Origin of the sequence: Catellatospora sichuanensis, assembly GCF_007483665.1 — a bacterium.
GTDB lineage: Bacteria > Actinomycetota > Actinomycetes > Mycobacteriales > Micromonosporaceae > Catellatospora > Catellatospora sichuanensis.
The window spans coordinates 45,807-59,580 of record NZ_VIQO01000040.1 but is presented as its reverse complement, the minus strand read 5'-3'; the positions used below and the strand labels follow the sequence as shown (position 1 = coordinate 59,580).

The following is a 13,774-nucleotide window of genomic DNA, read 5'->3' as shown; positions in this document are numbered from 1 at the left end:
TCCGAAGACTCTTGAAAATTTTGAACTTCTCTTCGAACATTGGTGGTTACCGATCCCCCAGCGGTCCCCTGGCCACCCCGGTCGCGCGAGGTGTTCGCCATCCCGGCAATCCTTCCCATGGCTCCACACGACGCCCTCGAGGAGTACCCGAAACGGCGACACTTTCGGCAGTGTCCCCACACCGGACACGACCGATCGTGGGGTGAAAGCCCGTCTATGAAAGGTATGGAGTCATGTCGGTGTTGCGTCGCATCAGCGCCGTGGCAGCAGCAGCTGTCCTGGGCGCCACCCTGTTCACCCCAGCCGCCCACGCCGATTGGACCTTCTACCGCACCGACCCTCACGTCGGCGCCTGCTGGACCAAGGTCACAGCCTACGGCGGTGTCTACCAAGTCGAGAACCTCCTGCTCAACGGCACCTCGACAGCGCACACGGCAAGGGTCCAGGTCCACCGTCCAGGAGTCGGTTTCCAATCCGACCAGACCTACGTCGCAGCGCCGGGCGAGTGGAAGGTCGGCGCGGTCGCGAGCGTCTCCATCTACTCGAACGACGACTTCCGCTACTACCTCGACGGCAGCCAGGCGGTGGGCATCCCCGCCAACGGCATCCCGTACTACATGACCCACTGCAAGGTCACGGAGTCACCGTCGACAAAGGTGCGCCAGGCCCTGAGCTACGGTCTGGCCCAGCTCGACGCGATCTACGTGGGCTGCGCGGCCGGAACGTACCGATACGGGACCGTGCCCTCCACCACGCTCAACCACGACGGCCGCACGTGCGGCCAGACCCGCGTCTACAAGCAGCCGGCCGGCGTCAAAGGATTCGACTGCTCCGGCCTGATCGTGAAGATGTTCCAGAACGCAGGCGTTCCGTTCAACTGGCACAGTTCGACCGCCGTCAAGGACGGTGTGCCGTCCGTCCCGAAGTCCCAGATCCGGGTCGGGGACCTCCTCGCCAAGTACGGCCACGTCGCGGTCTACCTCGGCGACGGCGACGGCGACGGGGTGGCGTCGGTCCTCGAGGCGACGCCTAAGTGGCAGAACCCTGACGGCACCTGGACGGGCGTGGTGATCAGCGACGCCACCAGCTACCTGAACAGCTCGTCCTACACCGCGCACCGCGTTCCGGGAGTATGAACCAGGACGAGGTGGCCGAGTCTGCACGCGGGGAGTCCCGCTGTCGTCGACAGCGGGACTCCCCGCGTGCAGCCAAGAGCTTCATGCCTCCTCCTGCGGCAGTCCTGTCACGCGGCGTACGCCAAGGAAGCGTTCGCCCGTCGACGACCGCCCCTGCCCGCGGGTGCGGCAGGCGCGTCAAGCACGAATGGTCGCTGAGCGAATACGCGCTCGTGGCCTTCCCCAGCGGACGGCAAGGCGATACGGAGCGTCGGATCGGGTCCGAAACTTTCGCCGAACTCGACGATGATCTCGCTGTCGGGCGGGGTGGCCCGCCGATGAGCGGCTCGATCGCATTGAAGCGGTGAGGTCCATAGCCACGCCGTATACGTACAGATTCGCATCCTGCAGGTGACCTGCATCGTGGCGATCCTTTCGATAACTTCCGGAAGTCGTTGACAACCATCGGCAGGCCGCCCGACACTGGCCATCGATGAGTTTCGACGATTGCCGAGCCCGGGTCGCGGCCGAGACCTGATCTCCCGGTCGTCGGCCGGACCACGGCCATCCCGGGCGTGGTCCGACGCTGGCGGCAGCGGCCGCGCCGATGCGCCGCACGCCAGCATCGAGTCGTGTCACGCGGCCTGGCCCTCGGGCTGCCCTCACGAAAAGGATGCACACCCGTGAACGACCTCCGCTCCCACCCGAAGCTCCGCGGACGCAACCGCCTGAAGCTGGTCCTCGCCGCTGCCGGCGCCGTATTACTGGCAGCAGCCTCGATGAACCTGGCCGGCGTCGCCCACGCGGAAGCCAACCGGACCATCACCTCGAACTCGACCGGCTTCCACAACGGCTTCTTCTACTCGTACTGGAAGGACAACGGCAACGTCACCATGACCTTGGGTGCCGCCGGCCAGTACAGCGTCCAGTGGAGCGGCATCAACAACACCGTCGTCGGCAAGGGATGGAATCCCGGATCCAGCCACACCGTGAACTACTCGGGCACGTTCAACCCGGGCGGCAACGGCTACCTGGCGCTGTACGGGTGGACGACGAACCCGCTCATCGAGTACTACGTCGTCGAGGACTTCGGCAGTTACAACCCGAGTTCGGGGGCGACCCGGCTGGGTTCTGTCACCACCGACGGCAGCACCTACGACATCTACCGCACCCAGCGCGTCAACCAGCCCTCCATCATCGGCACCGCGACCTTCTACCAGTACTGGAGCGTCCGCCAGCAGCACCGGACCAGCGGCACCATCACCACTGCCAATCACTTCAACGCGTGGGCCGGCCTCGGCCTGAACCTCGGCACGCACAACTACCAGATCCTCGCCACCGAGGGCTACCAGAGCAGCGGCAGCTCCAACATCACCGTGAGTGAGGGACCCGGCGGCACCAGCCCGTCACCGCGCCCGAGCTCCCCCGGCCCGAGCCCGTCGGGTTCGCAGGGCGGCGGCGGCCAAACCTGCCGGGTGACCAACTCCGTCAGCGCCTGGAACACCGGCCTTACGGACAACATCACCATCACCAACACCGGCTCGGCCGCCATCAACGGCTGGTCGCTGAGGTTCAGCCTCGCCTCGGGGCAGGCCATCACGTCGGGCTGGAACGCCACATATGCTCCGGCCAGCGGCCAGGTGACCGCGACCAACGTCAGCTACAACGCCACCATTCCACCGGGCGGTACGACGACCATCGGCTTCCAGGCCACCCATACCGGCAACAGCGCCGCCCCGAGCGGATTCACGCTCAACGGCACAGCCTGCAGCTGAGCACCCCAGTTGTGCCGGGTCTGTCACCTGCAGACCCGGCACTTCGCACTCGGCCGACCGCCGCCGTCGGCTCCAACAGGTGCCCGCGGGTTCAACGTGGCCACCAAGCTGTAGGCGCCCCGAGCGATGACCCCGACGGCGATGAACCACGGACCGCCGTGTTCGCGCCGGCTGCGGCACGGTGACACCTGCACCCGCTCTACCCGCTGACCCGGTCGCCGTGTGGTTGGCGGGCGCGCCTGGTATCGACGTTGCCGGTCATGGTCCTGAGCTCCGCCTCAAGCCTGGTAAGCGGCTTGGCAACCGCTCCTGAGATCCTGGTCGCGGCCCGCATCGCGCAGGGCATGGGAGCCGCCATGATGGCCCCGGCGACACTGGCCGTGATCAACACCCACTTCACCGAGCCGAACGTGCGAGCCAAGGCGTTCGGTGCATGGTCTGCCGCAGGCGGTATAGGCGGGATGGCCGGCGCGCTCGCGGGCGGTGCCATCACCACCGGCCTGTCGTGGCGGTGGGTCTTCCTGATCAACGTACCGATCGGCGCGGCACTGATCACCATGGCCGTCATGGCGCTGCCCGGCATGCGAACCGGCCGGCGGGAATCGCTCGACCTCATCGGTGCGGTCACCGCGTCGGCAGGGCTGGCCGCGCTGATCTACGGGGTCATGCACAGCGCCGACCAGGGCTGGACGTCCGTGCAAGTCGTCGGGCCGGCCGTCGCGGGCCTGATCCTGCTCGTCACCTTCACCGTGATGCAGGCGCGTTTCACCGCCCAGCCGATGATGCCCCTGCGGCTGTTCAGAATCCGGAACGTGGCCGTCAGCAACGTCATGCTGCTGCTGTTCGGAGGCATCGCCATCGCGATGTGGTATTTCACGTCGCTGTTCCTGCAGAACGTACTCGGCTACAGCGCGCTCCGAACCGGACTCGGGCAGACACCCGCGGCGGTGACGTTCATGGTCATCGCGCGATTGGCCGCCGCCCTGCTGCCACGAACCGGTGTGCGTACGCTCGTGCTGGCAGGCTGCGCCTGCTTCCTGGCAGGTTTCGGCTGGCTCGCCCAGGCCGACGCCGACAGCGGCTACATCACCGGCGTGCTCGGACCCACCCTGCTCATCGCGGCCGGCATCGGGCTAACCTTCCCCACCCTCATGGCCGCGGCGACCGCCGACGTTCCCGAGGGCGACGCGGGGATCATCGGCGGCCTGGCCAACACCGCCAGCCAGGTAGGCGGTTCGGTAGGCCTGGCGGTTCTCGCCACAGCCGCCAGTGCCAGAACCGCGATGGAAGCCGGCGGGAGTTCCCCGGCCGCCGCCCTGGCCGCCGGCTACGACGTGGTCTTCCTCGTGGCTGCCGGGCTCGGCCTGGCCATCGCGCTGGTCAGCGTGCTGCTGTCGCAGCAGCGGCGGCTGACCGACGACGCCGACTGACGGCCGGGTCACGACCCTGGTGACCTGGTCCTTCTACGAGCACTATGAAACTCCGTCGAACCCGTTCGACGTATGCTCCGGCTGCGTCGGCTGACGGAGAGGGGAGGGACGACATGTCCCGCAAGGTGATCGAGGGCTGGCAGGGACTACTCCTCGTGGTTGGTATCACACTGGGCGTGTTCCCACTCATCCAGATCGGGCTTGGGGTGGGCCGCGGAGGACTGTGGCGATTGGCCTTGGGCGACGACGCCGGTGCTCTGCGCTGGATCCTGCCCCTGGCGACTCTGATCGTGACGTTGGCGGCGATAGCGCTGCTTGAACGACGAAAGCGGAACACCTGAGGGCTCGACGCCCCCTAACGTCCCGCCGCCGCCGCACCAGCTGCCTTCGACGTCCGCCGTCCGCACCCGCAGGCGGGTTGTTAATCAGGCACTCGGCTTGTCGTTGACCTGTCTGTCCCCCGCATTTGCGGTGCCGGACAGTTCTCTTTTGACGGTCTTGGTTGGCGTCCGAGGGCGACACAACCGAAACTCCCGACGCGGTCAGTGTCGATCAGTTGATCTAGTGGCGGACCCCCGGCGGCGTTCCGGCCTCGGCACCTCTACGGCGGGAGCGACCCCAACCATCTCGGACGCGTGCACCCAGATCCCGGTGGACACCGAGCGTGCTGAGAGCGCTTCCACAGTGGTCTCCTGCACTGATCACGATGCAGGAGAGCGTTTGCTCATCTAAAAACTCTTGACTAGTGGAGTATCACAGTCATAATTTTCACTATCTCGATGTCATCGTGAACATAATTCCCGCCGTCCCTGGGAGGTCCTAGTGTTCCGAAAACCCGCTGCCTCAAGCGCCGCGATCCTGCTGATCGCCGCCGGGCTGGTCAGCGTCGCCGAGCCCCGACCCGCGGCTGCCGCCAGCTGCAGCGTCCTGTTCGACGACTTTCAGTACAGCTCGTCAACCGATCCGAACCTGTCAGCACGCCACTGGACGGTCCGCGGCGGAGGCGGCGGACCGGGCATACCCGGCGCCTCATGGCTGCCCTCCAACGTGACGTTCCCCGTCGCGGACGGGCAGAAAGTCCTCCAGCTGTCGTCCTACACCGACGGCACCGGCGCCGGCACGGCACAGACGGAGATCTACCACCAGCGCAAGTTCTTCGAGGGCACCTACGCCAGTCGTGTCCGCTTCACCGACGCACCGGTAGCCGGAAACGACGGCGACCGCATCGTGGAGACCTTCTTCACGATCACCCCACTGGCCTACTCGATGGATCCCAGCTACGGCGAGATCGACTTCGAATACCTGGCCAACGGAGGATGGGGCGAGACGGGTTCGGCATTCTTCGAAACCACCTGGGAGACCTACCAGGCCGACCCGTGGATCGCCGACAACGTCCACTCCGTCCAGCGGCGCAGCTACAACGGCTGGCACGACCTGGTGGCACAGGTCAGCGGCGGCCGCGTCAAATACTTCATCGACGGCACGCTGGTCGCCGACCACGGCGACAAGTACTACCCCGAGACACCGATGTCGATCAACTACAACCTGTGGTTCATCGACAGCTCCGGCCACACCGGCGGCCGCAGCACCTACATCCAGCAGGTCGACTGGCTCTACTTCGCCGGCAACGAGGTCATCTCGGGCGACGTCGCCCGCAACCGGGTCAACGCCTACCGCGGCTCGGGGACCACACACGTGGACACCGTCGGAACAGGCGGCACCTGCCCCGATCCCGGCGGCGGCGGCGGGCCGATCCCCTCCACGACCTGGTACAGCATCGTCAACAAGACCAGCGGCAAATGCGTCGACGCTCGCGCCTCGGGCACCGCCAACGGCACCGCGATCCAGCAGTACACCTGCAACAACTCCAACGCCCAGCAGTACCTGTTCCAGCCCACCGGCGGCAGCAACGTACGCATCAACAACCGGAACAACTCCGCCCAGGTCATCGACGTGAGCGGGGTGTCCGCCGCGGACAATGCGGTCGTACACCTGTGGGCCTACGGCGGCGGCGGAAACCAGCAGTGGATACCGGTAGCCGAAGGCGGCGGCTACTACCACTTCGTGTCCGTGCACAGCGGCAAGTGCCTCGACGTCCCGGGCGCTTCCACCGCCGACAGTGTGCAGCTGGTGCAGTACACCTGCAACGGCACCGGGGCGCAGTCGTTCCGGCTGGTAGCCCAGCCTTAGCAGAACTCCGGCGGCTCGTGGCCTTCTGTCCGCGAGCCGCCGGCAACCCGATCGGGCGCGCCTCTCAGTCGGGTGCGGTCCTGGTGCCGGCCTCGCACCGGCGAGCGCGCATCGAGTCGTCCGCGCTGCTCCGGGTCGGCGCCGCGATGGACGACATCGAGAGCTGGCTGCATCGGCACCTGCAGCTCCCCTCGGTCCGCAGGATGAACGGTGTATCTTGCACGGACCGTCCGCATCTCGGAGGTGGCGGCCGTGCGCGTCGATCCGTCGTTCGTCACCGCAGTCGACGTCTACGGGCAGTGACGTAGCGGCCCCTGTGTCACCGCCGCTGGTGGTCAACCCGCCGTGACAGGGCCGATGTCGTGGCGTGCCCGTGATCAGTACGGCAGGTCGATCTCGCGGTGGCGGGCGTACGCGCGGTGGGCGGCGACGAGGGGCTGGGCGGCGAGCTGTTCGACGGCGTACTCGACGCTGGTCAGATCGCTGCTGCCGCCGGCCGGCTGGACGCCGGGCACCGCGTAGGCGGGAGTGGAGGAGGTCATCGTCTGGGTTTCCTCAGAGGTGAGCAAGGAGCCGGCCAGGTCGCCCGGCCGGCTCCCTGCACGTCAGGTCAGGCGTCGGTGACGGTGAGCAGGAGCGGACCGCCGGGTACCGGCAGCCCTTCCGGCCCGTACGTCGTGCTCAGCCCGCTGCCGTCGTGGAGGACGAACCCGTACGTGTAGTCGCCGGCCTCGATGCCGTAGGGCAGGTAGCCGTAGACGGTCAGCACGCCGTTGACGACGGAGGTGCCGCCGCCCTGCTGGGCCACGATCGTGCCTTCGGCGTCGTACAGGTAGAGCGAGTAGCTGCCCACCGGCGCGATCGGCGCCACGACCTGCACCGTGAGCTTCGGCGCCACGTTGCCCGCCTGGCTGCGCGCGATCGTGGTCGGCGTCAGCGTGGCCCCGGTCGCCGTGGGCGGTGTGGTGTTGGCCAGCCGGTCGATCCGCAGCCCGACCGCGGGCGCGCCGTAGTCCGGGCCGTACGCGGCCACGTTGCCGGCACCGTCCTTGGCGGTGAAGCCCAGCACGTTGCACTGCTTGACCTGCCTCGGCACCCGCACCGGCACCGAGTACTTCCCGTTGCCGTCGTCGGTCGGCGTGGTGGACGTCTGCCGGCAGCCGAAGACGTCGAACTCCACGACGATCTCCGTGACACCGTTCTGGGCGCCGGTGATCGTGGCGCCCACCCGGGCGGTCACGTCGGCGTTCCAGTTGTCGACCGGGTTCGGTGTCGCGGTGAACCCGCTCGCGCTGACCGTCTCGTTGGACGTCACCGTGATCACGGTGTCCGGGGCCAGTCCGGTCAGCGACGCCGTGTTGCCGACGTTGTCGACCAGGATCAGCTCCGCGACCCGCCACTGCCCGGACGCGGTGCCGGGCGGGAACTGCACGAGGATCCCGCAACTGGGCCCGTAGAGGTCGCCGCCCGTGTAGCGCCCGCAGCTCTTGTCGTCGGTGAAGTACTTGAGTTCGAAGTCGGTGTCCAGGGTGCGCCCGCCCGGCCCGGCCAGCCGCAGCGTCCCCTTCCAGAAGCCCGCGCCACCGTCGGACACTGGGGCGTAGAACGACTGGTAGCCGATCGTGTCCTTGACGTACACGTACGGCTTGTCGGCCTGGATCGCCTCCCAGTTGAAGTACTGGACACTCGGCGGCGTGGAGTCGACCAGCGTCCTCGCCTTCAGCGTCGCCGCGCCCAGCGCGGTGCCGCGCACGCTCGCCTCGGCACCCCGGTCGTCCTTGAGGGTGACCTCGGTGACCGCCCATAACGCCTGCTTCGTCTTGCCGTATCGCGGCACGACGAAGTCGTAGTGGTACGTCGACTCCTGCGGCGTGCCCGAGACGAACTGCGCCTCGGTGTACCACTGCTCGCCGAACTCGAAATCGATCTCGTAGACCTGGCCGACGCGGTTGCCGGCCCCGTCCAGCGCGTGCAGTTTCACCTGGCCGAGCACCTGCTCGGCAGCGGGGTCGGCGTCGCGGACCGTCCATTCCAGTGGGACGACGGTCCAGTCGCCGCGGGCGTCGACGTGGTCGACCGAGAAGTTGATGGATTTGATGCTCAGTGGATCGGCCGGTGCCGCAGCGGCCGGCGACGCTGCTCCCACGAGCCCCGTACACGTGACAACCGCCAGGAGGCGTACCGCCTGGCGTGTGAGCAGAGATGACATGGCGACGTTTGTATCAGCGCGGGGCAAGGACTTCGACTTCATTTACGCGCGGCCCTTGCCCGTTGGACTGCATCATTGCCGCTCCACCGGCCCCACGGTGTGGGCGGCGGCCTGGCGGTGACGTCGCCGGGCGCGCACGCCCAGGACGATCAGGACTGTGGAGATCGCGCCGAGTACCGCGGCGAGGATCAGGGCCTCGACCAGGTGCGCGGAGGCCTTCTCGATGGAGGCTTCGTGGGCCGCGGACACGGCCGGTGTCGCGTCCTGCGGCGGTATGGAGCTGCCGGCGACGTCGGCGAACGCCAACAGGATCAGCACCAGCCCGGCGAGGTCCAGCATGACGGCCGAGGCGAAAAGAAGATGGAAGCGGCGCACGCCCGAGAGTCTGGCAGCCCACGGCCACCTTCGCCGCCCTGCACCGCACGGATCCGGCCCGGACTCCCGAGGACAGGCCTGTCCCGGTTCGGCGACTTTGCGATGGTGCAGCGGCAGGGCCTCCTCTGTGGCATTTTCCGGATCGTGTCCCGGCGGGTCTTGCTCACTGCTTGAACAGCCGCGGTCACGCTGCGCCTCGTGCCAGCTCCAGGACCTCGCTGACCGCGCTCGGTATGTCGGTGACGGGGTAGATGCTGTGCCGCACGACCCGGTCGCGGTCGACGACGAGGATGATCCGCTTGTGCCGGATCTGCTGCGCGGCCCGGAAGGTCGGTAGCCTGAGGGCGGCGGCGAACTCCAGGTCCACGTCGGACAGCAGCGGGAACGGAATCTGCTCGGCGTCGGCGAAGGCGGCCTGCTCGTCCGGGCGCTGGGTGCTGACGCCGTGGACGGTGGCGCCGGCCTGAATGAAATGGGCCCACGCGTCGCGAAAGAGCCGGTTCTCCAGCGTGCATCCGAGCGCGCCGGGAATCCGGCTCCAGCCGGGGGGCACCGAGGCACCGGTGGCGGGATAGGTGAACAGCACGGTCAGGTCCGTGTCGCCCACCACGTCGCCGGTGTTGCCGCGCGTGCTGGGCAGGGTGAGCCCGGCCGGTACCCGGCTGCCCGGCAGGGCCCTGGCCCGGGCCGCCTCGCGGTCGGCGTCGCCGCCGGGGGCCGTCGCCGTCAGCGTCCCGTCGCCGAGCACGTACCGGTCGGCCCAGTCCTGCATGCTGACGAGCACCGGCAGCAGCCCGTGCCCGGCGGGGGTGAGCAGGTACTCATGGCGCACCGGGTTGCTCTGGTAGGGCTGCCGCTGCACCACGTCGTGCTCGACGAGGTGGCCGAGGCGTTCGGTGAGGACTTTGCGGGAGATCGGCAGCTCGGCTGCGAGCTGGTCGAATCGGCGGTGGCCGCGGGCGATCTCACGCAGGATCAGCAGGCTCCACCAGTCGCCGATGACGGCGGCGGCCTGAGCGATGCCGCATGTCTCGTCGTCGCGTGGCTTGATCATCAGGGTTTCCCTCCGTACCTGCCCCATGATACGTTCCCAATCGAAACCCAGTGAGTTCCTAAAAGAAACTGAGGCGGGGCGCATGGTGACGGCGTGGGCGACGCTGAAGCGCAACTGGCTGGTGACGCGGCGGGCCTACCCGTGGTCCTACTTCATCGGCACGCTCGGCCCGGGCATCTTCACCGTCGTCGTGGCACTGCTGTCGTATCGGGCGATCGGGGGCGGGCGGGTCTCAGCCTGGTTCGGAGCCTCGTCCGGCACGTCCGACTACCTCGGCTACGTCACGGTGGGTGCGGCGGCGCTCATGTTCACCACCCGGATGGTCCTGTGGGTGGCGAAAGCCCAGATCACCGAGCAGCGCGAAGGCACGCTGGAAAGCCAGATGCTCACGCCGGCCATGCGCCTGCCCTACCTGCTCGGCGTCGCCGCGCAGGCCTTCATCACGTCCATCCTGGAACTGTGCTGCCTGCTCGGGACCGCACTGCTGCTCGGCGTGCGGCTGCCGGTACCCGACCCGGTGAGCTTCGCGGCCGCGATCCTCGCCGCGTTCGTCGCCGTCTTCGGCCTGTCCATTCCCATCAGCGCAATCATGATCTCAGCCGGCGAAGCCCACATCACCCAGAACACCCTGTTCTGCGTGGTCGGGCTCCTGTGCGGCTTCACGTTCCCGGCCGCACTGCTCCCGGCGCCGCTGACCTTCCTCGGCGAGTTGCTGCCCGCCACCGCCGCGATGCGGGTCCTACGCGCCGCCACCCTGCACGCCGCGCCCATCCAACAGGTCACCGGCGACCTGCTGATCTGCCTCGCCCTCGGCTGCCTCTACGCCGCCGTCGGCCTGCTGGTCCTGCCCCACGCCGAGCGGCGTGCCATCACGAGAGGAGCGAGCGCATGATGCGCGCCATCGCCACCGACGACCTGCGCAAAACCTACCCAGTGGTGGAGCGTCCATGGTGGAAGCCGGGCAAGCCGCTCCGGGCCGCCCCCGCCGTCGACGGGCTCAGCCTGCGCATCCCGGCCGGGCAGGTCACCGGCTTGCTCGGGCTCAACGGCGCGGGCAAGACCACCACGATCCGGATGCTCGCGACCCTGCTGCGCCCCACCTCGGGCCGCGCCACGGTCGACGACCTGGACCTCGTGAAGGACGCGCGTGAGGTACGCCGCCGGATCAACATGATCGCCGGCGGGGAACGCATGGTGTACACGCGCCTGACCGGCCGGGAGAACCTCTGGTACTTCGGGCAGCTCTACGACGTGCCCAAGGCGCAGCTCAAGGCACGCATCGCCGAACTGCTGGCCCTGGTGGGCCTCGAGCACGCGGCAGACCAGCGGGTCGAACGCTACTCCAAGGGAATGCGCCAGCGCCTGTCGATCGCCCGCGGACTGATCAACCGGCCCGCCTACCTGCTGCTCGACGAACCCACCCTCGGCCTGGACGCGCCGATCGCCCGCGACCTGCGCGCCGTCGTGGCCGACCTCGCCCGCGACGGCGTCGGCGTACTGCTCACCTCCCACTACCTCGCCGAGGTCGAACAGCTGTGCGCCGACATCTACGTCATCGCCGCCGGACGCCTCGTCGCGCAGGGCACACCCGCCGAACTCACCACGATGGCCGAGCGCCAGCACACCGTCGAGGTGAGCCTCGCCGCAGCCGTCGACGACGTCGACCACGCCGTCGAGACACTCGCCATGCGCACCGGCGCCCAGATCACCACCGGTGTCGACGACGATCTGCGGCCCCGCTACACGCTTCGCCACAGCGCGGATCTGGCCGGGGAACTCGCCACCACGATCGTCACCGCCGGTGGCGCCATCGCCCGGCTCGAGGTCACCCCGCCCACGCTGGAGGACGCCATCATCGCCCTCGCCGACGCCGCCCGCCAGCCGTCGGCGGTGGCTTCGTGAGGCACGCACTACGGGTCATCGGCGCCGAGGCGTTCAAGCAGCACCGGCGCATGTTCGGCGGCCCGCTCGTCGTCTTCTCCATGCTGATCTGGCCGGCACTGCAGCTCGCGATCACCTATTACACGATGCTGCCGCTGCTGGAAACGCCCGGCATCGGCGAGCGCTGGCCGGTGGCGGCCCAACCGGTGCGCCTGCTCGCCTTCCTCGCCACGGGCGCCTTCGCCTACATGTTCTACTTCTCGCTCGTACAGTCAGCCTGGCACTTCTCGTTCGAGCGGATCAGCGGCACCATGGAACTGCTCTTCCTGTCCCCCGCCAGCAGGTTCGCGCTGGTGCTGGCGAACGGAACCGGGGCTCTGGTGCAGAACACATGGCTCGCCGGCTGCTTCGCGGTCGCCGCCGCCACGGCGAGCGGCTCCCTACACGTCGCCCACCCGGGCATGTACGCGGTCGCCGCGCTCGCCCTGGTGATACCCGCCCTCGCCTGGGGGACGTTCCTCAACAGCCTGCTGCTCTTCTCCCGCGACTCGGCGTTCCTCTACACGCTCCTGGACGACCCCCTGTGGTTCGTCGCCGGCGTGCGGCTGCCGCTGTTCGCGATGCCGGTCGTCATCAAAGCAATCGGCCTGGCATTCCCCCTGACCAGCAGCCTCGCCGTGCTGCGCGGTGCCCTGCTCGACGCCGAACCCCTCAGCGGCGTGGCCGGGCCCCTGGGGCTACTCGGCGTACTCTGCCTCCTGCTCGTCGCAGGTACCGCGACGCTGCTGCGGATCGGGGAAGCACGGGCGCAGCGGACCGGGTCGATGCAGCTCTACTGAGCCGCGTCCGGCCCCCACCGCCGCCGCGAAAACGGCGCGACGCCCATTGCCCAGCCGCGCGCCCCCTCACCGACCAGCGGCCGCACGATCTAATACGGCAGCGGCATGAAGGGCGCTGCGGTGAGTCATGCGGTACAGCGGCCGGCTGGTCGCTGATCGAGCTGTCCAGCTTGGATGCAGGCGGCTGTGGCTCTGGCGGCAGATAGCACGCCAGCGGCCCACTCTGGGAGCGGAGTTGGACGGGGGGCATGATGGGTCCGTGACGTCACGCTCACGATCCCACCGCCGCCGCTCCGTGCTGGCGCTCGCCGTGGCGGGGCTGGCCACGACCACGCTGGCGGCCTGCGGTGACGGCGAGAAGCCGCCCGCCGTGGGCGACGTGCTGCGCTTCCCTGTCGCCGAGCGCAAGGCGGCCCCCGCGGTCACCGGTGAGCTGCTCGACGGCGGCTTGTACGACATGGCGGCCGAGCGGGGCAGCGTGGTGGTCGTGAACTTTTGGGCGAGTTCGTGTCCGCCCTGCCGACTGGAGGCCGCCGACCTGGAGCAGGTTGCCAAGGACACCGCTGCGAGCGGGGTCATCTTCCTGGGCATCAACACCCGCGACGGCCGGGACACTGCCAAGGCGTTCGTGGCCGTCCGCAACTCGTACCCGAGCATCTTCGACCCGGGCGGTCGGCTGTCGCTGCGCTTCACCGACATACCTCCCGTCTCCATCCCTGCCACGCTGATTATCGACCGGCAGGGCCGGGTCGCGGCCGTGCTGCGCAAGGCGACCACCGCCGCCGAGCTGGGCCCGATCGTGCGCGAGATCGCCACCGAGCAGGCCGGCTGACGGGGAGGACTTCGCCGCCGCATGCGGCGGCTGCTACCGGCAGGAAAGCAATACATGCTGCTGCCGTACTAAAC

Annotated in this window: 13 protein-coding genes; 9 read left to right on the top strand and 4 right to left on the bottom strand. The window is 68.5% G+C overall.

Going from position 1 to position 13,774, the window contains the following annotated elements; genetic code table 11:
• The first annotated feature begins 233 nt into the window (after window positions 1-233).
• The 5 genes from FLL47_RS38885 (at window position 234) to FLL47_RS44545 (ending at window position 6,510) form a co-directional block, all read left to right on the top strand.
• Window positions 234-1,136, top strand: coding sequence for an NlpC/P60 family protein (locus tag FLL47_RS38885; RefSeq protein ID WP_144127692.1), 903 nt, complete (start codon window positions 234-236; stop codon window positions 1,134-1,136).
• Window positions 1,137-1,798: 662 nt separating this feature from the next.
• Window positions 1,799-2,890: a glycoside hydrolase family 11 protein gene (locus FLL47_RS38880; RefSeq protein WP_246159271.1), complete on the top strand. Its 1,092-nt coding sequence runs from the start codon at window positions 1,799-1,801 to the stop codon at window positions 2,888-2,890.
• Between the two features lie 188 nt (window positions 2,891-3,078).
• A complete protein-coding gene (locus FLL47_RS38875) occupies window positions 3,079-4,320 on the top strand; it encodes an MFS transporter (protein ID WP_342780396.1) in 1,242 nt (413 codons plus the stop codon).
• Between the two features lie 113 nt (window positions 4,321-4,433).
• A complete protein-coding gene (locus FLL47_RS38870; RefSeq protein WP_144127691.1) occupies window positions 4,434-4,661 on the top strand; it encodes a hypothetical protein in 228 nt (75 codons plus the stop codon).
• A gap of 481 nt (window positions 4,662-5,142) precedes the next feature.
• Entirely contained in the window at window positions 5,143-6,510 is a 1,368-nt protein-coding gene (locus tag FLL47_RS44545; RefSeq protein WP_144127690.1) for an RICIN domain-containing protein, read from the top strand.
• 377 nt (window positions 6,511-6,887) lie between these two features.
• On the opposite strand, the gene FLL47_RS43405 is transcribed toward FLL47_RS44545, so the two are convergent.
• The 4 genes from FLL47_RS43405 to FLL47_RS38850 form a co-directional block, all read right to left on the bottom strand.
• A complete protein-coding gene (locus FLL47_RS43405; protein ID WP_186316177.1) occupies window positions 6,888-7,052 on the bottom strand; it encodes a hypothetical protein in 165 nt (54 codons plus the stop codon).
• Between the two features lie 68 nt (window positions 7,053-7,120).
• Window positions 7,121-8,719, bottom strand: coding sequence for a hypothetical protein (locus tag FLL47_RS38860; RefSeq protein WP_144127689.1), 1,599 nt, complete (start codon window positions 8,717-8,719; stop codon window positions 7,121-7,123).
• 72 nt (window positions 8,720-8,791) lie between these two features.
• On the bottom strand, window positions 8,792-9,094 hold the full coding sequence (locus FLL47_RS38855; RefSeq protein ID WP_144127688.1) for a hypothetical protein: 303 nt from the start codon (window positions 9,092-9,094) through the stop codon (window positions 8,792-8,794).
• Window positions 9,095-9,278: 184 nt separating this feature from the next.
• Window positions 9,279-10,148 carry a winged helix-turn-helix transcriptional regulator gene (locus FLL47_RS38850; protein WP_144127687.1) on the bottom strand — a complete coding sequence of 290 codons (870 nt, stop codon included), beginning with the start codon at window positions 10,146-10,148 and terminating at the stop codon, window positions 9,279-9,281.
• A gap of 82 nt (window positions 10,149-10,230) precedes the next feature.
• Here FLL47_RS38850 and FLL47_RS38845 point away from each other — a divergent pair, with 82 nt between their 5' ends.
• The 4 genes from FLL47_RS38845 to FLL47_RS38830 all read left to right on the top strand — a co-directional run bounded on the left by FLL47_RS38845 (window position 10,231) and on the right by FLL47_RS38830 (window position 13,700).
• Entirely contained in the window at window positions 10,231-11,040 is an 810-nt protein-coding gene (locus FLL47_RS38845; RefSeq protein WP_186316176.1) for an ABC transporter permease, read from the top strand.
• Entirely contained in the window at window positions 11,037-12,050 is a 1,014-nt protein-coding gene (locus tag FLL47_RS38840) for an ABC transporter ATP-binding protein (protein WP_246159267.1), read from the top strand. Before FLL47_RS38845 ends, FLL47_RS38840 begins: the two co-directional genes overlap by 4 nt.
• Window positions 12,047-12,868 (top strand): ABC transporter permease, encoded by an 822-nt coding sequence (locus FLL47_RS38835; RefSeq protein WP_144127685.1) that lies wholly within the window; start codon window positions 12,047-12,049, stop codon window positions 12,866-12,868. The genes FLL47_RS38840 and FLL47_RS38835 overlap by 4 nt, the downstream gene beginning before the upstream one ends.
• A 259-nt stretch (window positions 12,869-13,127) precedes the next feature.
• Entirely contained in the window at window positions 13,128-13,700 is a 573-nt protein-coding gene (locus FLL47_RS38830) for a TlpA family protein disulfide reductase (RefSeq protein ID WP_246159265.1), read from the top strand.
• Window positions 13,701-13,774: the final 74 nt, after the last annotated feature.